Annotated in this window: 18 protein-coding genes; 8 read left to right on the plus strand and 10 right to left on the minus strand. The window is 70.3% G+C overall.

Annotation, left to right across the window (positions count from 1 at the left end):
* Positions 1-24 precede the first annotated feature (24 nt).
* From FE633_RS28900 to FE633_RS28915, 4 genes are all read right to left on the minus strand, one after another.
* A complete protein-coding gene (locus FE633_RS28900) occupies positions 25-1239 on the minus strand; it encodes an MFS transporter (RefSeq protein WP_138048116.1) in 1215 nt (404 codons plus the stop codon).
* Between the two features lie 177 nt (positions 1240-1416).
* The gene (locus FE633_RS28905) at positions 1417-2439 is read right to left on the minus strand and encodes an endonuclease/exonuclease/phosphatase family protein (protein ID WP_138048117.1); all 1023 of its coding nucleotides are present in this window, start codon (positions 2437-2439) and stop codon (positions 1417-1419) included.
* Positions 2440-2732: 293 nt separating this feature from the next.
* The gene (locus FE633_RS28910) at positions 2733-3350 is read right to left on the minus strand and encodes a TetR/AcrR family transcriptional regulator (protein ID WP_246113871.1); all 618 of its coding nucleotides are present in this window, start codon (positions 3348-3350) and stop codon (positions 2733-2735) included.
* Between the two features lie 42 nt (positions 3351-3392).
* Positions 3393-4985 (minus strand): MFS transporter, encoded by a 1593-nt coding sequence (locus tag FE633_RS28915; protein ID WP_138048118.1) that lies wholly within the window; start codon positions 4983-4985, stop codon positions 3393-3395.
* 209 nt (positions 4986-5194) lie between these two features.
* Here FE633_RS28915 and panB point away from each other — a divergent pair, with 209 nt between their 5' ends.
* From panB to FE633_RS28930, 3 genes are all read left to right on the plus strand, one after another.
* Positions 5195-6058 carry a 3-methyl-2-oxobutanoate hydroxymethyltransferase gene (gene panB, locus FE633_RS28920; protein ID WP_138048119.1) on the plus strand — a complete coding sequence of 288 codons (864 nt, stop codon included), beginning with the start codon at positions 5195-5197 and terminating at the stop codon, positions 6056-6058.
* Positions 6059-6344: 286 nt separating this feature from the next.
* Positions 6345-7373 carry an ATP-binding cassette domain-containing protein gene (locus tag FE633_RS28925; protein ID WP_171060161.1) on the plus strand — a complete coding sequence of 343 codons (1029 nt, stop codon included), beginning with the start codon at positions 6345-6347 and terminating at the stop codon, positions 7371-7373.
* A complete protein-coding gene (locus FE633_RS28930) occupies positions 7370-8194 on the plus strand; it encodes an ABC transporter permease (protein ID WP_138048121.1) in 825 nt (274 codons plus the stop codon). Before FE633_RS28925 ends, FE633_RS28930 begins: the two co-directional genes overlap by 4 nt.
* Positions 8195-8237: 43 nt before the next feature.
* On the opposite strand, the gene FE633_RS28935 is transcribed toward FE633_RS28930, so the two are convergent.
* Positions 8238-11810 carry an AfsR/SARP family transcriptional regulator gene (locus FE633_RS28935; RefSeq protein WP_138048122.1) on the minus strand — a complete coding sequence of 1191 codons (3573 nt, stop codon included), beginning with the start codon at positions 11808-11810 and terminating at the stop codon, positions 8238-8240.
* A gap of 187 nt (positions 11811-11997) precedes the next feature.
* Here FE633_RS28935 and FE633_RS28940 point away from each other — a divergent pair, with 187 nt between their 5' ends.
* Entirely contained in the window at positions 11998-12798 is an 801-nt protein-coding gene (locus tag FE633_RS28940) for a site-2 protease family protein (RefSeq protein ID WP_138048123.1), read from the plus strand.
* Between the two features lie 6 nt (positions 12799-12804).
* On the opposite strand, the gene FE633_RS28945 is transcribed toward FE633_RS28940, so the two are convergent.
* The 3 genes from FE633_RS28945 to FE633_RS28955 form a co-directional block, all read right to left on the minus strand.
* Positions 12805-13008 carry a hypothetical protein gene (locus FE633_RS28945; protein WP_138048124.1) on the minus strand — a complete coding sequence of 68 codons (204 nt, stop codon included), beginning with the start codon at positions 13006-13008 and terminating at the stop codon, positions 12805-12807.
* Positions 13009-13102: 94 nt separating this feature from the next.
* Entirely contained in the window at positions 13103-13825 is a 723-nt protein-coding gene (gene npdG / locus FE633_RS28950) for an NADPH-dependent F420 reductase (RefSeq protein ID WP_138048125.1), read from the minus strand.
* Positions 13826-13859: 34 nt separating this feature from the next.
* Complete coding sequence (locus FE633_RS28955) at positions 13860-14942, minus strand: sialidase family protein (RefSeq protein WP_138048126.1); 1083 nt, start codon at positions 14940-14942, stop codon at positions 13860-13862.
* Positions 14943-15110: 168 nt separating this feature from the next.
* Between FE633_RS28955 and FE633_RS28960 the strand changes: the two genes are divergently transcribed.
* Positions 15111-16427, plus strand: coding sequence for an MFS transporter (locus FE633_RS28960; RefSeq protein WP_138048127.1), 1317 nt, complete (start codon positions 15111-15113; stop codon positions 16425-16427).
* 131 nt (positions 16428-16558) lie between these two features.
* On the opposite strand, the gene FE633_RS28965 is transcribed toward FE633_RS28960, so the two are convergent.
* Positions 16559-16789: a hypothetical protein gene (locus FE633_RS28965; RefSeq protein WP_138048128.1), complete on the minus strand. Its 231-nt coding sequence runs from the start codon at positions 16787-16789 to the stop codon at positions 16559-16561.
* 60 nt (positions 16790-16849) lie between these two features.
* Between FE633_RS28965 and map the strand changes: the two genes are divergently transcribed.
* Positions 16850-17707, plus strand: a complete 858-nt coding sequence (gene map / locus FE633_RS28970) for a type I methionyl aminopeptidase (protein WP_138048129.1) — start codon at positions 16850-16852, stop codon at positions 17705-17707.
* Between the two features lie 209 nt (positions 17708-17916).
* Positions 17917-18576 (plus strand): biliverdin-producing heme oxygenase, encoded by a 660-nt coding sequence (locus tag FE633_RS28975; protein ID WP_138048146.1) that lies wholly within the window; start codon positions 17917-17919, stop codon positions 18574-18576.
* Between the two features lie 6 nt (positions 18577-18582).
* Here FE633_RS28975 and FE633_RS28980 read toward each other — a convergent pair whose 3' ends face one another.
* Entirely contained in the window at positions 18583-19227 is a 645-nt protein-coding gene (locus FE633_RS28980) for a PhzF family phenazine biosynthesis protein (protein WP_138048130.1), read from the minus strand.
* A 311-nt stretch (positions 19228-19538) separates the two neighbouring features.
* Between FE633_RS28980 and efeO the strand changes: the two genes are divergently transcribed.
* A complete protein-coding gene (efeO, locus tag FE633_RS28985) occupies positions 19539-20696 on the plus strand; it encodes an iron uptake system protein EfeO (protein ID WP_138048131.1) in 1158 nt (385 codons plus the stop codon).
* Positions 20697-20700: the final 4 nt, after the last annotated feature.

The raw sequence follows: 20700 nt of genomic DNA on the forward strand, positions 1-20700 counted from the left end.
GAAGCGGGGCGGCATTCCAGCGGGTCAGCGGCGAGCCGTCTCCGCGCGCTGCGGCACGTGCGCGGCCACCACACGACCGGTGTGCGTCGGCACCCGGCGCCGGTCCACCGCATACGCGACGGCCGCGACCCCGAGTCCCAGCACCGCGAGTCCCGCGCCGGCGGCCGCCGGGGACGTGACGCCGAAGCCCGCCGCCAGGGCGAGCCCGCCGATCCAGGCGCCGCCCGCGTTCGCGAGGTTGAAGGCGGCCTGGTTGGCGGAGGAGGCGAGGGAGGGGGCCGCGGAGGCCTTCTCCATGACCATCAGCTGGAGCGGGGAGCCCGTGGCGAACGCGGCGGTGCCCAGGAGGAACACCGCCAGGGCGGCGGTCCACTGCGTGCTCATCAGGACGGGGAAGAGGGCGAGGACCGTGGTCAGCGCCGTGAGCCCGCCGAAGAGGGTGCCCCTCAGGGAGCGGTCGGCCAGGCGGCCGCCGAGCAGGTTGCCCGCGGTGGCGCCCACGCCGAACAGGGCCAGCAGCAGCGTGACGTTGGAGTCGGCGTAGCCGGCGGAGTCCGTGAGCATCGGCGTGATGTAGCTGTAGGCGGAGAACAGCGCGCCGAAGCCCGCGACGGTGGTGCCGAGGGAGAGCCAGACGGGCAGGGGGCGCAGCGCGGCCAGTTCACCGCGCAGGCCGCCGGTCGTGGCGTGGGCGTGATCCTGGGGCACCAGCAGGGCCAGCGAGGCTATGGCCGCCAGGCCGATCGCACTGACGCCGAGGAACGTGGCGCGCCAGCCGAGGTGCTGGCCCATCAGGGTCGCCACGGGGACGCCCACGACGTTCGCGACGGTCAGCCCCAGGAACATCAGCGAGACCGAGCGCGCCTTGCGTTCGGGGGCGACCAGGCCGGTGGCGACGACGGCGCCGACGCCGAAGAACGCGCCGTGCGGCAGCCCGCTCAGGAAACGGGCGGCGAGCAGCCAGTGGTGGTCGGGCGCGAAGGCCGAGAGCGCGTTGCCCGCGACGAACAGCGCCATCAGGCCGATCAGCACCTTGCGGCGCGACAGCCTGGCCGTCACCGCGGCCAGCAGCGGGGCACCGATGACGACGCCCAGCGCGTACGCCGAGACCAGTTGCCCGGCGGCGGGGATCGAGACGTTCAGGTCCTCGGCGACATCGGGCAACAGGCCCATCATGACGAATTCGGTGGTGCCGAGGCCGAATGCGCCCACAGCTAGGGCGAGCAGGGCCAGGGGCATGGAGGATCGTTCACCTTTCAGGGGTGGAGCACTCCGGGCGGCGCGGGGCCGAACGGAGCGGAGAGCGTGCGGAGTTCCATGAAGGTGCCCGCGCACGAGGGTGCACGGGCCCATTAAGTTTACTTACGGAACAAAGCGTCGCAGGCCCAGTATTCCCAAGGGTTACGAGCGGGTTGCCTACATCTTCACTCGGGCGGCGATCGGGAGATGGTCGCTGCCCGTCGACGGCAGTGTCCACGAGGTGATGGGCTCGACGCCCTTCACCAGGATCTGGTCGATCCGCGCCATCGGGAACGACGCCGGCCAGCTGAAGCCGAAGCCGCTGCCCGCCGCGCCCTGCGTGGAACGCATCTGCGCGGTCACGCCGTTGAGCGCGCGGTCGTTCATCGTGCCGTTCAGGTCACCGAGCAGGACGACCCGCTTCATCTTCTCGTCGGCGATGGCCTCGCCGAGCGCGTCGGCACTCTTGTCGCGCTGCCGCGCGGTGAAGCCGGCCTCGATCTTCACCCGCACCGAGGGCAGATGGGCGACGTACGCCGCGACCTGCCCGTCGGGCGCGTTGACGGTCGCCCGCATCGCGCGCGTCCAGCCGAGCTTGATGTCGACCTCCTTGACGTCACTCAGCGGGTACTTGCTCCACAGACCGACGGTGCCCTGCACGGAGTGGTACTTGTACGTCGGCGACAACGCCTTCTCGTAGACCGGGACCGCCGACTCCGTCAGCTCTTCCAGGGCCACCACGTCGGCGCCGGACGCGGCCACGTCGCGCGCGGTGCCTGCCGCGTTCGCGTTGTCCGCGTTGACGTTGTGCGTGGCGATGGTGAGGTCGCCGCCACCGCCGGTCTTGTCGCCGAGCAGACCGCCGAAGAGGTTGAACCAGACGATCGTGGGCAGGAGCACGGCGATCAGGGCTGTCGCGGACCTGCGGACCAGCGCGAGGACGAGCAGCACCGGGATGAAGACGCCCAGCCAGGGCAGGAACGTCTCGGTGAGGCTGCCGAGGTTGCCGAGGGTGTTCGGGATCTGCGCGTGCAGCAGCATCACCAGAGCGAGGAGGACCGCGAAGACGGCGAGGACGATGCCACGCCGCCAGATACGGCGGTCACTGCGCACGGATTCGAGCAGGCGCCGAAGCCGGGGCCCTCTGCGGTTGGGCCCCTGGCCACCGCTGCCCGTCTCCGTCATATAAGCCTGCGCCATTCGTCGCCTCACAACATGCAGTACACATCATTCCCCTGTGTCTACGACCCTAGGGGATGAACGCGTTCGTTCCTGCCGTACCAGGACGGCCGTACTCGCACGAGGACGTACGAGACGGCGTGGTGAGTTCCGGCGACGGACGGGGAAAGCGCGCTCTGTGACATAACACGCACATCTCCTCAGGAGCCGACGGGGCCTCAGAAGCCGCTGGAATCAAGGGAGTTGCTGGCCCCAGGAGCCATCGAGCCGTCAGGGGCCGCCGGGCCGCCGAACCCGCGGAAACTGGCGCACCCTCAGGAACCGCTGGGGCGCAGCCCTTCCAGGACCGTGTCGACGATCACTTCGGCGAGGTCGTCGGGGAGGTCGGCGTCGCGGCGCATGACGGTGCGTACGAGCATGGGACCGCTGAAGAGGTCGGCGATCAGTTCGAGATCGAGGCCGGTACGGATCTCGCCGTTCTCCTGCCCGCGCCGCAGCACCTCGGTGGTGAGCCGGCGCTGTGGCTCGACCACGTTCACGTGGTACGCCTTCCACAGCTTGGGGCTGCTCTTCATCTGGGCGAGGACGTTGTGCACGATCGCCGACGAGCGGGTGGCCAGGCCTCGCCTGCGCTGCGACTCCAGGAGGGCGATCAGGTCATCGCGCGTAGAGGTGCCGGGCAGCTCGGGGCCCGGGGGCTCGGCGGCGCGCAGGACGTCGCAGAAGAGTTCCTCACGGCCGCTCCAGCGCCGGTAGATGGTGGCCTTGCCCACACCGGCGGTGCGGGCGACCCGCTCTATGGAGATCTCCGCGAGCGGGACGCCGTCCTCCAGGAGCTTCATGACGCCCTCGACGATGGAACGCTCCACGGTCTCGCTGCGCGGCCGCCCCCTGACGGGCGCGCGCCCGGTCTCCTGATCAGCGACGTCCACGCCAACTCCGTTCCCTCACGGCCCGATACGGACCCGATTCTCTCAGCGCTCGGACCCCACCAGCTCGGTCCCCTCCCCCTTCTGGTCCTGCGGGGTCGGGTTTCGGCCGGGCAGAAACAGCCCCACGAGCACCGCCCCGACGAGGGCGACACCGGCTCCGCACAGGGCCGTGACATGCATGGCGTGCAGGAAGGCGTCGTGCGCCGGTTCGACCAGGGCCCTGCCCTCGGGCCCGAGTTTCGCGGCGACGGCGAGCGTGGCCTCGATGGACTCGCCGGCGGTGTGCCGGAGACCGGCGGGCGCCGCGGCGAGCTTGTCCTCGATCCCCGAGCGGTACACCGAGGAGAGGACCGAGCCGAGTACGGCGATGCCCATCGCGCCGCCGACCTGGCGGAAGGTGTTGCTGAGCGCGGAGGCGGAACCGGCCTTCTCGCGGGGCAGGGTCTGCATGATCACCACGCTGGTGGGGGTCATGACGTGCGCCATTCCGGCGCCCATCAGGAAGAAGATGACCTCCAGTATCCAGATCGGCGTATCCGCCTCCAGCGTGGCGAACGCGACCAGCGTCGCGGCGAGGGTGAGCATGCCCGCGGTGGTCGTGGCCTTGTTGCCGAAGCGGTCGACGGCCAGCCGGGCCCGCGAGGAGAAGACGAGCTGCGACGCGGCCAGCGGCAGCATCAGCAGGCCGGTCTGCAGAGGTGTGTAGCCGCGCACCGTCTGCGTGTAGAAGACGGCGAAGAAGGTCACGCCCATCAGCCCGAAGAAGACGAGAGCGATGGCCCCCATCGCCGCCGAGAAGACCCGGTTCTTGAAGTACGTGACGTCTATGGACGGGTGGTCGCTGCGCTTCTCGTACCAGACGAAGCCCGCGAGTACGGCGAGTCCGGCCGCCATGGTCGTCACCACCGTGGCGTCGGTGAAGTCGGCGAGCTGGCCGCCCTTGATGATGCCGTACACGAGCAGCACGAGTCCGACGACGGACAGCACCACACCCACCGGGTCGATCTTGCCCGGCCTGGGATCGCGGGAGTCCGGAACGAGCACCACCATCAAGGCGATCGCGGTGATCACGATGGGCACGTTGACGAGGAACACCGACCCCCACCAGAAGTGGTCGAGAAGCGCCCCTCCCGTGATGGGTCCTATGGCGATGGCGATACCGACGCCGCCCGCCCAGAGGCCGATGGCCTTCGGCTGCTCGTCCCGCTCGAAGACGTTCATGAGGACCGCGAGGGTGGCGGGCATCACGAAGGCGGCGCCGAGACCCATCAGCGCGCGGAACGCGATGAGCTGCCCCGGTGAGCCGGAGAAGGCGGCGAGCGCCGAGCCGACGCCGAAGAGCGCGAGCCCGCCGAGCAGCACCTTCTTGCGTCCGAGCCGGTCACCGAGCAGACCGGAGGTGAACAGCAGTCCCGCGAAGACGAGCGTGTAGGCGTTGATGGCCCACTCCAGCTCGCTCTGCGTGGCCCCGAGGCCGGTCGGGGCGGGAGTCGAGATCGTCTTGATCGCGACGTTCAGGATCGAGTTGTCGAGCACGACTATCAGCAGGCTCAACATCAGTACGCCGAGGATCACCCAGCGACGCCGGTGTACGGCTTCCGGGACGCGGGAGTCAGGAACGGCGGGAGTAGTCATGGCGTCGACCCTAGACCACATAACGATACGAGACCGTCTCGTATTGAATTCTTTTACCGAGACCTTACGTGGGCGGGATCCTGAGCCGTGGCAGCCGTGGCAGCCGTGGCCGTGAGCCCCCCTAGCCGTTCGGTGGCACTTGGTGCCACCATGGAGGGGATCCGGGGACGCCGTAAGGGCGCCTCGAGATGACAGAAGGAGCCGTTGCCATGACGCAGCTCTCGGCTGCCCAGAGGACCCCCGACAGCGGTAAGGCGCTGTACGGCGGGAAGGGCACCCGTCGCATCACCGTCCGCGACATCACCGCCGCCAAGGATCGCGGCGAGAAGTGGCCCATGCTCACCGCGTACGACGCGATGACCGCGTCCGTCTTCGACGAGGCCGGGATCCCGGTCATGCTCGTGGGCGACTCGGCGGGCAACTGCCACCTGGGGTACGAGTCGACCGTACCCGTCACGCTCGACGAGATGACCATGCTGTCGGCCGCGGTCGTACGAGGTACGAACCGTGCGCTGATCGTCGGTGACCTGCCCTTCGGGTCGTACCAGGAGGGCCCGGTCCAGGCGCTGCGCTCGGCCACGCGCCTGGTGAAGGAGGCGGGGGTCGGTGCCGTCAAGCTGGAGGGCGGCGAACGCTCGCACCGCCAGATCGAGCTGCTGGTCGAGTCCGGTATCCCGGTCATGGCCCACATCGGGCTGACTCCCCAGTCGGTGAACGCCATGGGCTACCGCGTTCAGGGCCGGGGTGAGGAGGCCGCTCAGCAGCTTCTCCGTGACGCCAAGGCCGTCCAGGACGCCGGTGCGTTCGCGGTCGTCCTCGAGCTCGTGCCGGCGGAGCTGGCCGCCGAGGTCACGCGTGTCCTCCACATTCCGACGGTCGGTATCGGTGCCGGGGCCGAGACCGATGCGCAAGTTCTTGTCTGGACGGACATGCTCGGGCTTACGGGTGGGAAGATGCCGCGGTTCGTCAAGCAGTACGCGAACCTTCGGTCGGTCATGGGGGACGCCGCCAAGGCGTTTGCCGAGGACGTCGTCGGCGGAACGTTCCCTCAGGAAGAGCACTCCGTCCACTAGTCCAACAGTCCACTGCGGCACCAGGACAGCCCGCCGATCTTCCCCCGTCGGCGGGCTGTTCGTTTGCCGCGCGGGCTGGGCCCCTGGGTTTTCGCCCCCGCCGCCCCTACCCGTCCCATCCCTGGGGGCTGCGCCCCAGACCCCCAACCCAGGTCGTACCTCGGCTGCGGGTCGGTTGTGGCTGGTCGCGCAGTTCCCCGCGCCCCTTACGGGGCGCACCCGGCTGTCGGTGGCGTGTCGGTGGGCTGTAGGTGGTTTGTCGGTGGGGGCTGACACCTTGGTCGGCATGACGCGAATCGACAACAACCCCAGCGACCGCGCGGGACGCGCGGTCACCGTGCGGGGGCTGGTCAAGCACTACGGCGAGACCAAGGCACTGGACGGCGTGGACCTGGACGTACGCGAGGGCACCGTCCGAGGCGTGCTCGGTCCGAACGGCGCCGGCAAGACCACACTCGTACGCATCCTGTCCACGCTCCTCTCCCCCGACGCCGGCCAGGCGACCGTCGCCGGCTACGACGTCGTACGCCAGCCCCGCCAACTCCGAAGAGTCATAGGCCTCACGGGCCAGTACGCCTCCGTCGACGAGAAGCTGCCCGGCTGGGAGAACCTCTATCTCATCGGCCGTCTGCTGGACCTGTCCCGCAAGGACTCCCGCGCTCGCGCCGACGAACTCCTCGAGCGCTTCTCCCTCACGGAAGCCGCCAAACGGCCCGCGAGCACGTACTCCGGCGGTATGCGGCGGCGGCTCGACCTGGCCGCGTCGATGATCGGGCGGCCCGCGGTGCTCTTTCTCGACGAGCCCACCACCGGGCTCGACCCGCGCACCCGCAACGAGGTGTGGGACGAGGTCAAGCGCATGGTCGGGGACGGGGTGACGGTCCTGCTGACCACCCAGTACATGGAGGAGGCCGAGCAGCTCGCCTCCGAACTGACCGTGGTCGACCGCGGCAAGGTCATCGCCGAGGGCCGGGTCGACGAGCTGAAGGCCAAGGTGGGCGGCCGCACGCTGCGCGTCCGGCCGGCCGACCCGATGCAGCTGCGCCCGCTCGCCCACGTGCTCGACGAGCTGGGCATCACCGGTCTGGCCACCACGACCGTGGACACCGAAAGCGGGACGCTGCTCGTGCCGATCCTGAGCGACGAGCAGCTGACCGCGGTGGTCGGCGCGGTCAGCGCGCGCGGCATCACGATCGCCTCGATCAGCACCGAACTGCCCAGCCTGGACGAGGTGTTCCTGTCCCTCACCGGCCACCGCGCCAGTGCCCCGCAGGACGCCCGTCCCGCCGACACCCGCGAGGAGGTCGCCGTATGAGCGCGGCCACTGTCACCACCACCGATATCGGCAAGTCCGACGCGCGCATCCCCCTGCGCGCCCATCTGCGCCACACCGGCGCACTGATCCGCCGCAACCTGCTGTGGATCCGCCAGGACCCCGAGTCCATGTTCGACGCGCTGCTGATGCCGATCGTCTTCACCCTGCTGTTCGTGTTCGTCTTCGGCGGCTCGATCGGGCAGGCCCTCGGCGGCGGGCAGGACGGCTACGTGCAGTACGTCATCCCCGGCATGATCGCGATGATGAGCATGACGCTGTCCCAGGGCGTCGGCACCGGCTTCAGCCAGGACTTCAACAGCGGGGTCATGGACCGCTTCCGTTCCATGCCGATCGGGCGCGGCTCGGTGCTGTTCGCGAAGATCTCGGTGGAGCTGGCGCGGATGCTGTTCGCGACGACCGTGCTGATGATCGTCGCCGTCCTGGTCGGTTTCGACATCAACGACTGGCCCGGTCTGTTCGCGGCCGTTGGCCTGTCCGCGGTGTTCGCCTCGTCGATCATGTGGGTGTTCCTCACCCTGGGCGTGATCCTCAAGAACGCACAGTCCGTGCAGGCGATGGGCTTCCTGGTGCTGTTCCCGCTGCAGTTCGGTTCGTCGATCTTCGCGCCGACACAGTCGATGCCGGGGTGGCTTCAGGGCTTCACCGACTACAACCCGCTGTCCACGCTGGCGGACGCGGCCCGCGGGCTGATGGTGGGCGGTCCGGTCGCGCACGACCTCTGGGTGACCCTTGGCTGGTCATTTGCCATCACCGCGGTGATGGCGCCGGTCGCGATCCACAAGTTCCGCACCAAGAGCTGACGCCCCACCGACGGCCCGTCGGTGCGCGTCAGACGAGGGCGCGTCAGACGAGGGCGGTGGCCTCCTCCGGGGAGAGGCCGCCGCCCTCCGCGTACGCGGCCTCGTAGGCCTCGTCGCCGAGCGCGGCGCGCGTCATCTCCACGGTCCTGTCGCGGGTGACGCGCTCCCAGCGGTTGGGGACGTGGCCGGGCGGCAGCATGGCGTCGGCGGCGGCGATGCAGCGGGCGGCGTCGCGGGCGCGGCTCCCACCGTCCAGGCCGGCGAGCGCGGCCGCGCCCATGGTCAGGTAGGCGGAGCGCATGTGCGGCGCGATGACGCGGGAGAGCTGGTCGTCCGCCTTCTCCAGAGCCAGCCGGGCCTTCTCCAGCCCCGCCTCGTACTGTCCCTCGGTGATGTCCAGCCAGGCCTCCGCGCCGGTGATGAAGGCCTCGAAGAGAACGAACGAGGCGGCGGCGAACTCCTCGCGAAGGCTCCGAAGGATTTCGCGCGCCTCCTGGTTCCGGCCGGTGGTGCCGAGCCAGCCGGCGAGGAAGAGCCGGGCGGCGGGCACGGCCTCGTTTACCGTGCTTTCCTTCCGTTCGATCACCTCGCGCAGCAGCCGTTCGCCGCTCTCGGCCTCGCCCGCGTCCAGCAGCACGCTGCCGAGCCGGGCGGTGAGGATGGCCACCTGGGCGCGGGCGCCGAGCCGTTCGGCGTTCTCCATGGCCTTGGCGTAGTCGGCGGCGGCGAGGTCGTAGTCGCCCCGGCGTTCGTGGGCCTCGCCTCGCGCGGAGAGTGCCTCGGCGGCGCCCCAGGCATCCCCGATGCGCAGGAAGATCTCCAGCGACTCGTCGGCGTCGCAGGAGGCGTCGCCGGCCCAGTCGGAGCGGTTGGCGAGGATGTTGGCGCGCATCTGCAGGCAGGTGGCGAGCTCCCATTCGTAGCCGGGACTGCTGCGGCAGGTGTCGACGGTCGCGTTGACGATCTGGTGCAGCCGGTCCACATCGCCGCTGAGCATGACGGCGTAGAACCAGAGGAAGCCGGGGGGACGGCAGGTCTGTGGCTGGCCGGGCTCGTAGACCTGGGCGATGACGCGCAGCTTCTCCTGGGCCTCGGGTGTCTTCCAGGCCTCCATCTCCGTGTCCATGGCGGCGAGATGGACGAGATGGACCCCGCGCCGCGCCTCCTCGAGGAGTTCGCCGGCCATCGGGGGCGGGGCCTCCGTGCAGCGCTCCCAGAGCGGGGCGGCGCGGCGCAGCGGCAGGGTGAAGGGGTCGGGGCCGAGGGCCTTGACCTCGGTGGCCCAGTTGCGGCCCTCCAGGCGCAGGTCGCGCATCTGCCAGTACCAGCCGAGGGAGAGAACGAGGCACAGCGCCTCCTGCTCGTCGCGGTCGGCGACGGCGCGGCGCAGCGCCGTGCGCAGGTTCTCGTATTCGAGCTGGAACCGCTCGATGGCGGCACGCTGGCCCGCGCCGCGCAGCAACGGGTCGGTGGTGCGGGCGAGTTCGCGGTAGTACGTCAGGTGCGCGCGCTCGGCCTCCTTGCGCACGCCGGCCTCGTCGAGCCGCTCGCCCGCGTACTCGGCGACGGTCTCCAGGAGCCGGTAGCGCATCTCGCCGCGCTCCTGCGAAGGAGCGGTCACGACGAGGGACTTGTCGACGAGCGAGCCGAGCGCCTCGAAGGCGGCGGGTCCGCACACGGCCTCGGCGGCGGCGAGGTCGCAGCCGCCGGCGAAGACCGACAGCCGCCGCAGTACGTCCCGTTCGTCCTCGTCGAGCAGGTCCCAGGACCAGTCGACCACGGCACGGAGCGTCTGCTGGCGGGGCAGGACGGTGCGGCTGCCGGAGGTGAGCAGCCGGAAGCGGTCGTCGAGCCGGTCCGCTATCTGACGTGGCGTCAACATCCTCAGGCGGGCGGCCGCCAGCTCGATGGCGAGGGGCAGCCCGTCGAGGCGGCGGCAGATCTCGGCGCACGCCGCCGCGGTCTCCTCGTCGGCCTCGACACGGAATCCGGGCCGTGCGGCCGCGCCCCGGTCGGCGAGCAGCCGCAGCGCGTACGGCTCCGGCAGCGGTTCCACCGGCCGCAGCAACTCCCCCGGTACACCGAGGGGTTCGCGGCTGGTGGCGAGCACGGTCAGCTCCGGGCAGCGGGCGAGCAGTTCCTCCACCAGCCGGGCAGCCGCGTCGACGACGTGCTCGCAGTTGTCGAGGATCAGCAGCATGCGGCGTCGGCCGCAGTGCTCGGTGAGGCGTACGACGGGATCGTCATGGCGCTCGGTCACCGCCCGCATCTCCTCGGCGCCGGCTCCGCGCAGCACGGTCTCGCGGGCGCCGACGGCGGTGAGCACGGCCTCCGGCACGGCGTCCGGACCGTCCACGGGCGCGAGTTCGGCCAGCCACACGCCGTCCCGTGCCGCGTCCCGTACGGTCTCGGCCGCCTCCTGCGACAGCCGCGTCTTCCCGGCCCCACCGGGCCCGAGCAGCGTCACGAGCCGCGCCGCAGCGAGGTCCTCGCGGATGGTCTCGATGTCGCTGTCGCGGCCGACGAAGGAGGTGAGACGGGCACGGAGGTTGCCCGGGGGCGGGGTCGCGCCGGGCCCGGCGGGGCTTCCGGCTTCACGAAAGCCGGCCGACCGTTCACCCGGCCGGCCGCTGCCCGCGGACTCCCGCGCGCCGCCCGCGGACTCGCGCCCGGCGCCCGCGAACTGGCGCTCGTGGCGGGCGAGTTCCGGGGACTCGCGGCGGGCCGGTCCGGGAGAGCCGCCGGGACCGCTCAGGCGGGACCTTGGACCGCTCAGGCCTGGTCCGGGACCATCGGGGCCGTTCACGCCGGACCCGGGACCACCGGGCCCGCCCGCACTCCGGCCCTGGGCCTGATCCACCCAGCCCGCATCCGCGTGTCCCTCGCCCCCCTGTCGCAGCAACTCCGCGTGCAGCGCCCGCAGTTCCGGCCCCGGGTCCGCGCCGAGGCGGTCGGCCAGGAGCTGTCGTACGTCCTCGTACGCGGCCAGCGCCTCCGCCGTCCGGCCGGCCTCGCGCAGGGCGCGCAGGCGCAGGAGCTGGAGGGCCTCGTCCAGGGGGTGGGCGTCGCAGAGGGCGGTGAGGTCGGGCAGGACCTGTTGGGCGTGGCCGAGGGCGAGGGCCGCGCTGAAGCGGGCACGGCGTACGTCGAGGCGGCGGGTCTCCCAGCGGGCCGATTCGGCGGTGTGGTCCGGGAGGTCGGCGAGGGCGGGGCCGTGCCAGAGGGCGAGGGCGTCGTCGAGGATCACGGCGGCCTTGGCGGGGTCGCCGTCTCCCAGGGCGCGCGTGCCCTCCCCCGCGAGCCGTTCGAAGCGGTGCAGGTCGACGTCGTCGGCCGCCGCGCGCAGCCGGTAGCCGCCCTCCGTGGAGCCGATCGCGTCCGAGCCGAGCACCCTGCGCAGTCGGCCCACCAGTGCCTGCAGGGCCCCCGTGGCGTCGGCCGGCGGATCGGCGCCCCACACCTCGTCGACCAGGAGCGCCGCGGGCAGGGCACGGCCCGGCCGCAGGGCGAGCACGGTCAGCAGGGCACGCAGTCGCGCCCCGCCGACCGTGAGAGGGGTGCCGTCGCCGCGGAATGCCTGAGTGGTGCCGAGAATGCGATAGCGCACGGGGTCCATTGTCTCCGGTGTCGTCAGCGCCGGTCGCGGGGTTCCGGCGGTGTGGCGTCGGTTGTCTCACGACGCCGTGTCCCACCTTCTCCGGAACTCACAGCCGACCGCGAGACGTTTTCGGCATACGCCCAGGTACTGTCGGGCACGCCCTTCGCATGAACTCCGTCGCCCGTACCCCAGGGAGCCCGCCCCCATGACCACCGCCACCGCCCGCCGCAGTGACCGGCGGATCAGCCCCGTTTTTGTCGGGATCGTGGCCGTCATGGCGGTCACCGGCTGGGCCACCTGGACCGGCTTCGCCGAGCAACCCGGCCTGGCCGTCTTCCTGTTCGTGACGGCGGCGTGGATCGTCTCGCTCTGTCTGCACGAGTACGCGCACGCGCGCACGGCCCTGCACAGCGGCGACATCTCCATAGGCGCGAAGGGCTATCTGACCCTCAACCCGCTGAAGTACACGCACGCTCTGCTGAGCATCGTCCTGCCGGTCCTCTTCGTGATCATGGGCGGGATCGGTCTGCCGGGCGGCGCGGTGTTCATCGAGCACGGCCGGATCCAGGGCCGCTGGAAGCACAGCCTGATCTCGGCGGCCGGACCGCTGACCAACGTCCTGTTCGCCGTGGTGTGTACGGCCCCGTTCTGGCTGGACGTGCTGGACGGGGTGCCGGCGGAGTTCCAGTTCGCCCTCGCGTTCCTGGCCATGCTCCAGGTCACGGCGGCCATTTTGAACTTCCTGCCCGTCCCGGGCCTGGACGGCTACGGCGTGATCGAACCCTGGCTGTCGCACAAGATCCGCCGCCAGGTGGAGCCATTCGCGCCCTTCGGCCTGCTCGCCGTGTTCGGCCTCCTGTGGATCCCGGAGGTGAACGGCGTGTTCTTCGACGCGGTCGACGCGATGCTGCGCGGCCTGGGCATCGACGAGATCCGGACGTACTGCGGCCAGAACCTGTACCGCTTCTGGACGGAGACCGACCAGTTCTGCTCCGTCAGCCAGTGACCTCCGTCAGCCGGTGACCGAGCCCGCGTCCGGGGTGCGCCGCGCCTTGTTCCGGTTGTTCCGGCGCGCGTAGTACCAGGTCATGTTCGACGACAGCCCGGCCATCAGCACCCACACGATCCCCAGCCAGCTGCCCCGGGCGAAGGAGACGACGGCCGCGGCCACGGAGAGGACGCACACGACGAGGGCGTAGAGGGCGAGGCGGGGCATCAGGTCGGCTCCTGTCGGGGGGACACGTCTTTTGTCGGGGGGACACTGCTTTTCCAACAGTGTCCCCCACTCGCGGAGCGCCCCCGCACGTCCCCTATACGTCGGTCAGGCGCAGGCCCGCATGGGCCTTGTAGCGGCGGTTCACGGAGATCAGGTTCGCGACGAGCGACTCGACCTGGTGGGCGTTGCGCAGCCGCCCGGAGAAAATACCGCGCATCCCGGGGATGCGCCCGGCCAGCGCCTGCACGATCTCGACGTCCGCCCGGACCTCGCCGAGCACCATCACATCGGTGTCGATCTCCTCGATCTCAGGGTCCTGCAGCAGTACCGCCGACAGATGGTGGAAGGCCGCGGTCACCCGCGAGTCCGGCAGCAGGGCCGCGGCCTGCTCGGCGGCGCTGCCCTCCTCCGGCTTCAGCGCGTACGCGCCCTTCTTGTCGAAGCCCAGCGGATTGACGCAGTCGACGACGAGCTTCCCGCTCAGCTCCTCCCGCAACGACTCCAGCGTCTTGCCGTGCCCGTCCCACGGCACCGCCACGATCACGATGTCGCTGCGCCGCGCGCACTCGGCGTTGTCGGCGCCCTCGACGCCGTACCCGAGTTCGTCCGCGGCGGACTGTGCCCGCTCCGCGGCCCGCGACCCGATGATCACCTTCTGGCCGGCCCGGGCCAGCCGGTAGGCGAGGCCCTTGCCCTGCGGCCCGGTGCCGCCGAGCACGCCCACGACGAGACCGGACACGTCGGGCAGGTCCCAGGGGTCCTTGGCCGGGGCCTTGGCGGGGGCGGCGGACTGCTGTGCGTTGTCGGAAGAGGTCATGGGCCGACTTTACGTCCGGGCGGAGCCTCGGGGCTCAGGTGAGGTCCGTCACGGGCACCCTGCGGAAGGTGATGGTCTCGTACGCGCTGAAGTCGCCCGTTTCGTAGAGGAGCCCGACGGTCGACTCGTCGACGCGTACGAGATCGGAGTACGCGGCGGGCAGCCCGTCCACCGTGTGCGCGGGCCGCCAGGTGATGCCGTCGTCCGTGCTGGCGCGGATCGTCATCAGGGCCCGGAAGCCGGGGTCGGCAGGGCCCGAGAAGAGCAGGACGTCGGGATCGCGGAGCTGGAGCAGACTGCCCTCGACGACGGGGGCGGTCAGGCCTGCCTGCGGCCGGAAGGGCTTGAGCAGGCTGTGGCCGCCGTCCTCGGAGCAGGCGTCGGCGCGCGTGCCGGGGGCGGGAGAGTCGTTGCGCGTGTTGAAGTAGAGGCGGCCGTCGGGGAGTTCGGCGGCCGTCGTCTCGTTCACGTTGATGTAGCCGTCGGTGTTGTCGTCGGTGTACCCGATGCGCCAGGTCTCGCCCCGGTCGTCGCTCAGCAGGCAGTGCCCGCCGTTGTACTTCCCCTCGGTGCCGTTGTCGCTGCCCGTCTGCGGGAGGGAGTGGTTGGCGGGGACGACGACACGGCCGGTGGTGAGCTGGACGGCATGGCCGGGCGTGGTGGCGTACCACCGCCAACTCGCCTTCTTCGTCTGCCCGGTGATGTCACGCGGGTTCGACCAGGTCGCCCCGTCGTCGTCGCTGTGCTGGATCCAGACGCGGCGCCCGTCGGCGGCGCTCACCTTGCCGCGGCGGATGGCGTCCTCGGTGGCGAGGGCCGCGTTGCGTACGTGGACGAGGAGGATGCGGCCGGTGTCGAGGACGACGGGGGCGGGGTTGCCGGCGAGGTCGTCGCCGTTCTTGACGGCGACCTGGAGCGGGCCCCAGGTGCGGCCGCCGTCCGTGGACCGCTTCAGCACGATGTCGATGTTCCCGAAGTCGTCGTGGGAGCCGACCCGGCCCTCGCAGAAGGCGAGCAGGGTCCGGCCGTCAAGGGTGCTGACGACGGCCGGGATGCGGAAGCTCGCGTAACCCTCCTGCCCCGCCCGGAACGGCACGGACACCTCAATGCTCACCATGTAACCCTCCGTTGGCCGTCATTCCATCCCTTCCGCCTGTTCCGTCCATTTCGTCGATCAGGCCCCCTTGCCCACCTCGGGCGAACATGCGGTGAACTTCCCCTGACAAGTGGCCGGTCGCGGAAATTCGTTTGTCTCGCGGGGAGCGGCGCCGGAACATGTCCGGTCGTGACGACCCCCGAGGAAGCTCCCGCTCCCCCGCCCTCCGGGCGCTTACGCGCGCTGTTGCCGGACCCTGCCCCCTGGCGGACCTCGGCCGACTTCCGACGGCTCTGGGTGGCCGGAATCATCACCAACTTCGGCAGCTTCCTGACCTTCGTGGCGCTCCCGGTGCAGATGAAGGAGCTCACGGGGTCCGCGGTGGCCGTGGGGGCGATCGGCGCCGCGGAACTCGTACCGCTGATCGTCTTCGGTCTGTACGGCGGTGCTCTCGCCGACGCCCTGGACAAACGGAAGCTGATCCTGTGGACGGAGGCGGGCCAGGGGCTGCTCTGCGTCGGCCTGCTGCTCAACGCGTCGCTGCCGCATCCGGTGGTGTGGCCGCTGTATGCCGTGGCAGCGCTGTCCGCCGCGCTCGGCGCGGTCCAGCGGCCCGCGCTGGACGCGCTCGTGCCGCGCATCGTCGCGCATGAGCACCTGCCGGCGGCCGCCGCGCTCAACTCCCTGCGCTGGACGGTCGGCGGCGTCGCGGGCCCGGCCGTCGCGGGCCTGGTCGTGGCGTACGCGGGGCTCGGCTGGGCCTACGCCGTGGACCTGGTCACCTTCGCGATCTCGGTCGTCCTGGCCGTCGGCCTCGCCGCGTCACCGGCCGCGCACGAGGCGGCCCGGCCCTCTCTGCGGTCCATCGCGGAGGGCGCGCGCTACGCGTGGAGCCGCAAGGAGCTCCTGGGCACGTACACGATCGACCTCGCCGCCATGTTCTTCGCCTTCCCCCTCGCCGTCCTCCCCTTCCTCGCGGACGATCTGGACGCCGAGTGGTCACTCGGCCTCATGTACGCGTCCGTCCCGGCCGGTGCGCTCCTGGTGAGCCTCACCAGCGGCTGGACCTCCCGGATCCACCGCCACGGCCGGATGGTGGTTCTCGCGGCAGCCTGCTGGGGCCTGGCCATGGTGGCCGCGGGCGCGGCGCACAACGTCTGGCTGGTACTCGTCTTCCTCACCCTGGCCGGCGGCTTCGACATGGTCAGCGGAATCTTCCGCGCCGCGATGTGGAACCAGACGATCCCGGACGAGCTGCGCGGGCGGCTCGCGGGGATCGAGCTGCTGTCCTACTCGGTCGGCCCCCAGCTGGGCCAGGTCCGGGCCGGCACCATGGCCGCGTGGACGACCGTACGGACCTCCATCTGGTCCGGCGGCGTACTGTGCGTGGCCGCGGTGAGCGCCCTGGCCCTGTGCCTCCCAAAACTCATGACCTACGACGTACGCACCAACGAGCACGCCACAAGGCTGAGAGAAACCAGAGAGGCAGCCGCGACAACGGGTTGAGCGCCCCGCGCCCCATAGGGGCGCGGGGCGGTGACATCGTGCGGCTCCGCCGCGTGGGCGCGACCAGCCACAGACGTCCCGCACTGTCCGCACACACCGCGCCCCCTGCGGGCGCCCCCCCAGCGCGGAGGTCAGTCGTCGTCCGAGCCCCGCGCAGCGGAGTCGTGCCAGCGGGGGTCGTTCTCCCACTCCACGTTCCGCTCGCGAGCGATCTCCAGCGCGTGTTCCGCCTCATCCCGGGACGCGTACGGGCCGAAACGGTCCTTCGCTGGGCACTCGGGGCCTTCCTCGACCTTCTTGTGCTCCAGGCAGTAGTACCACTCGCCCGGCTTCCCGACCGTCCGCTTCTTGAACAGCGCCATGGCTCAGGCTCCTTTCGCCAGGGACATCGTCCCCCACACCCGCTGGTTAAACTCGCTGGCATGTCTGGCCAGTCGCTGCTCGTACCAGGGGAGCTCTCTCCCGCCCGTTCCGTGCCCGGAAGCATCAGGCGTCCCGAGTACGTGGGCAAGCCCGCTCCCACGCCCTACACCGGACCGGAGGTCCAGACCCCGGAGACGATCGAGGCCATGCGCGTCGCGGGGCGGATCGCCGCGCGGGCGATGGCCGAGGCCGCGAAGCTGATCGCGCCCGGCGTCACGACGGACGAACTGGACCGGGTCGCCCACGAGTACATGTGCGACCACGGGGCCTACCCCTCCACCCTCGGCTACCGAGGCTTCCCCAAGTCCCTGTGCACCTCCTTGAACGAGGTCATCTGCCACGGCATCCCGGACTCGACCGTCCTGCGGGACGGCGACATCATCAACCTCGACGTGACGGCGTACATCGGCGGGGTACACGGCGACAACAACGCGACGTATCTCGTCGGGGACGTCGACGAAGAGAGCAAGCTGCTCGTCGAGCGCACCCGGGAAGCCCTCAACCGCGCCATCAAAGCCGTCAAGCCCGGTCGGCAGATCAATGTCATCGGGCGGGTCATCGAGTCGTACGCGAAGAGGTTCGGGTACGGGGTGGTGCGGGACTTCACGGGACACGGGATCAACTCGTCGTTCCACTCCGGGCTGATCATTCCGCACTACGACAGCCCGCAGGCGACCACCGTCATCCAGCCCGGGATGACCTTCACCATCGAGCCGATGCTCACGCTCGGCACGCATGAGTACGACATGTGGGACGACGGCTGGACGGTCGTGACGAAGGACCGCAAGCGCACCGCGCAGTTCGAGCACACCCTGGTCGTCACGGACAGCGGGACCGAGGTCCTCACGCTGCCGTAGCCCCCACCACAGCAGCCGCTCGCCAGGTGCCGGCCCGGGACCCGCGCCTTTCAGCCGCCCTTTCTCGAACAGAGGGGGCGGCTGTTCCATGTGAGCTTGATCGCGATCCGGGGTACGGTTTTACCGACAGGACGTCGGGAACTCATTGACTTAGGTAAGCCTAACCAAAGAAGATGGCTCCCGTCTTCCCCGCAGCGCCGGAGGCCCATATGACCTCGTCGAACACCCCCTTCTCGACGCTCGTCCGCACCGCGTCACACGAGCAGCACATGGAGGCGGAGACGTCGACGTTCATGAGCGACCTGCTCGGCGGCAGGCTCGGCGTGGACGCGTACGCGCGCTACACCGAGCAGCTGTGGTTCGTCTACCGGGCGCTGGAGGAGTGCACGGAGCGCCTGTCGCACGACGCCGTGGCGGGCCCCTTCATCCAGCCCGAGCTCCTGCGACTCGCTTCACTCGAGCGGGACCTGGCGCATCTGCGCGGCGCCGACTGGCGAGCCGGACTCACCGCGCTGCCCGCGACGACGGCATACGCGGAGCGCGTGACGGAATGCGCGCTCACCTGGCCCGCCGGCTACGTCGCCCATCACTACACCCGCTACCTCGGCGACCTCTCCGGCGGACAGATCATCCGCGACAAGGCGGAGAAGACGTGGGGCTTCGCCCGCAAGGGCGACGGCGTGCGGTTCTACGTCTTCGGGGAGATCGCCAACCCGGCCGCTTTCAAGCGGCGTTACCGCGAACTGCTCGACGAAGTCCGGGCCGACGACCTGGAGAAGCAGCGGATCGTCGCGGAGTGCAAGCGGGCGTTCGCGCTGAACACCGCGGTCTTCCGGGCACTCGGGGAAGAGTTCCGGCTGAGCGCCTAGAAACCCCTAACGCTCCAGGAACACCCGTCCCCCCACCTCCACCCACCCCTCCGGCTGCGGTGCCGTGAGGATCTGGGAGCCCGCGCCCTGGGTGATGTTCAGGGCGCGGCCGAGCTGGTGGGTGAGCAGCAGGGCCGCCGCCCCGGTGGCCTCGTCCTCGTCGATGCCGTCGTCGCGGCCGGGAAAGGCACGCGCACGGACCCGGCCCGCGGCCTCGTCCTCCCAGGCCCAGGCGTACAACCATTCCCCGGGCAGCGGCACCGCCAGCGAGTTGACCTCGGCGGCCGTGCCGTACTGACGCAGCGTGCGCGGCGGAACCCATTCGGGCCGCGCCTCGATCCAGCTGAACTCCCCGTCGAGCCGGGCCCCCACCACCCCCGCGGGCGTGACGAGTTCGGGCACGTCCAGCAGCCAGGCCGTACCGACACAGGGATGCCCGGCGAAAGGCAGCCGCAGCGTGGGTGTGTAGATGTCGATGATCCCGCGCTCGGGGTCGTCCACGAACACGGTCTCGCTGAACCCGAGTTTGCCCGCGAACATCTGCCGCTCGTCCGCCTCCGGCATCACCGACCCGTCCCGCACGACCCCCAACTCGTTCCCGCATCCCCCACCGGGCCCGCAGAAGACACGCAGCACGTCGTAATCAGTCACCGGGGCATTCAAGCATCACGCGGCGCACCCGTACGGCCACGGCCACGGATTCGCACACAGCGTTCAAGGACTTCACACCCCCGCGCGGCGGTGACGCGTTGTGACGCCTGGCCGGGTTCTTGACCCGCCTTTGACCGTTTCGTGGGGTGCAGATTGAGCCATCGTGATCCGGCCGTGCTCATACACCGTCAATGAGAGCTGAATCACTGGACTACCGGGCGGCTCTCAGGTAAGCCTCAGTTAAGTTAGGTCCGCCTCACCTCGGGGTTTGTGTCTCCTCCTGTGCACCTGTGAACCTTCTTGGAGCCCGCATGCGAGCCGTCCGCCTCTCCGTCGTCACCGCAGCCGCCACCGCGGCGACGCTGGCCGCAGTCACAGGCTGCACCGAGAAAAGCGCCGCTGAGAGTGACGATCACGTCGTCGCGGTGACGGCCACCGACAGCAAGTGCGAGGTGTCCAAAAAGGAGTTCCCGGCCGGGCACGTCGAGCTCGCCGTGGAGAACAAGGGCTCGAAGGTCACCGAGGTCTATCTGCTCTTCCCGGACGACCGGATCGTCACCGAGCGCGAGAACATCGGTCCGGGCACCAGCCAGAAGGTCACCGCCGAGGTGAAGGCGGGCGACTACCGCATCGCCTGCAAGCCCGGCATGAAAGGCAAGGGCATACGTCAGGACGTCACGGCCACCGGGAGCGGCAAGGTCGCCAAGCGCGACCCGCGCCTGGACAAGGCCGTCGCCGACTACCGCGCTTACGCGCAGCAGCAGGCCAACGAGACGCTGCCCAAGGCGAAGGTCTTCGCGGCAGCGGTCAAGGACGGCGACATCGAGGCCGCGAAGAAGGCATACGCCGACTCGCGCATCGGCTGGGAGCGCACCGAGCCGGTCGCCGAGTCCTTCGGTGACATCGACCCGAAGGTCGACCTGCGCGAGGACGGCCTCGAGGACGGCCAGGACCCGGAGAAGGACTGGACCGGCTGGCACCGCCTGGAGCGGTCCCTGTGGCAGGACAAGAAGCTCACCGACCGCGACTCCGAACTCGCCGACCAGCTGATCACGGACCTCACCGACTGGCAGAAGCGCGTCGGCAAGGCCGAGATCACCCCGACCTCAATGGCCAACGGCGCCAAGGAACTTCTCGACGAGGTCGCCACCGGCAAGGTCACCGGCGAGGAGGAGCGCTACTCGCACACCGACCTGGTCGACTTCAAGGCGAACGTCGAGGGCGCCGAGAAGTCGTACGAACTGCTGAAGCCGGTCGCCTCGGAGAACGACGCGGCGCTCACCAAGGAGCTCGACAAGCAGTTCGCCGCTCTCAACACGCTGCTCGACAAGTACCGCCCGAACAAGGACTCCTACGAGTTCACCTCGTACGACAAGGTCGGCAAGGCCGACCGCAAGGAACTCTCGGACGCGGTGAACGCGCTCGCCGAACCGCTGTCCAAGCTCGCCGCCGCCGTCGTCGTGAAGTAAGGGG

Origin of the sequence: Streptomyces montanus, assembly GCF_005786655.1 — a bacterium.
Classification (GTDB): Bacteria; Actinomycetota; Actinomycetes; order Streptomycetales; family Streptomycetaceae; genus Streptomyces; species Streptomyces sporangiiformans.

What these genes read in the sequence shown, in the direction of transcription:
- FE633_RS28900 (WP_138048116.1), bottom strand. Translation starts at nt 1,239, where the DNA reads ATGCCCCTGGCCCTGCTCGCCCTAGCTGTGGGCGCATTCGGCCTCGGC.
- FE633_RS28905 (WP_138048117.1), bottom strand. Translation starts at nt 2,439, where the DNA reads ATGGCGCAGGCTTATATGACGGAGACGGGCAGCGGTGGCCAGGGGCCC.
- FE633_RS28915 (WP_138048118.1), bottom strand. Translation starts at nt 4,985, where the DNA reads ATGACTACTCCCGCCGTTCCTGACTCCCGCGTCCCGGAAGCCGTACAC.
- panB (WP_138048119.1), top strand. Translation starts at nt 5,195, where the DNA reads ATGACGCAGCTCTCGGCTGCCCAGAGGACCCCCGACAGCGGTAAGGCG.
- FE633_RS28925 (WP_171060161.1), top strand. Translation starts at nt 6,345, where the DNA reads ATGACGCGAATCGACAACAACCCCAGCGACCGCGCGGGACGCGCGGTC.
- FE633_RS28930 (WP_138048121.1), top strand. Translation starts at nt 7,370, where the DNA reads ATGAGCGCGGCCACTGTCACCACCACCGATATCGGCAAGTCCGACGCG.
- FE633_RS28935 (WP_138048122.1), bottom strand. Translation starts at nt 11,810, where the DNA reads ATGGACCCCGTGCGCTATCGCATTCTCGGCACCACTCAGGCATTCCGC.
- FE633_RS28940 (WP_138048123.1), top strand. Translation starts at nt 11,998, where the DNA reads ATGACCACCGCCACCGCCCGCCGCAGTGACCGGCGGATCAGCCCCGTT.
- FE633_RS28945 (WP_138048124.1), bottom strand. Translation starts at nt 13,008, where the DNA reads ATGCCCCGCCTCGCCCTCTACGCCCTCGTCGTGTGCGTCCTCTCCGTG.
- npdG (WP_138048125.1), bottom strand. Translation starts at nt 13,825, where the DNA reads ATGACCTCTTCCGACAACGCACAGCAGTCCGCCGCCCCCGCCAAGGCC.
- FE633_RS28955 (WP_138048126.1), bottom strand. Translation starts at nt 14,942, where the DNA reads ATGGTGAGCATTGAGGTGTCCGTGCCGTTCCGGGCGGGGCAGGAGGGT.
- FE633_RS28965 (WP_138048128.1), bottom strand. Translation starts at nt 16,789, where the DNA reads ATGGCGCTGTTCAAGAAGCGGACGGTCGGGAAGCCGGGCGAGTGGTAC.
- map (WP_138048129.1), top strand. Translation starts at nt 16,850, where the DNA reads ATGTCTGGCCAGTCGCTGCTCGTACCAGGGGAGCTCTCTCCCGCCCGT.
- FE633_RS28975 (WP_138048146.1), top strand. Translation starts at nt 17,917, where the DNA reads ATGACCTCGTCGAACACCCCCTTCTCGACGCTCGTCCGCACCGCGTCA.
- efeO (WP_138048131.1), top strand. Translation starts at nt 19,539, where the DNA reads ATGCGAGCCGTCCGCCTCTCCGTCGTCACCGCAGCCGCCACCGCGGCG.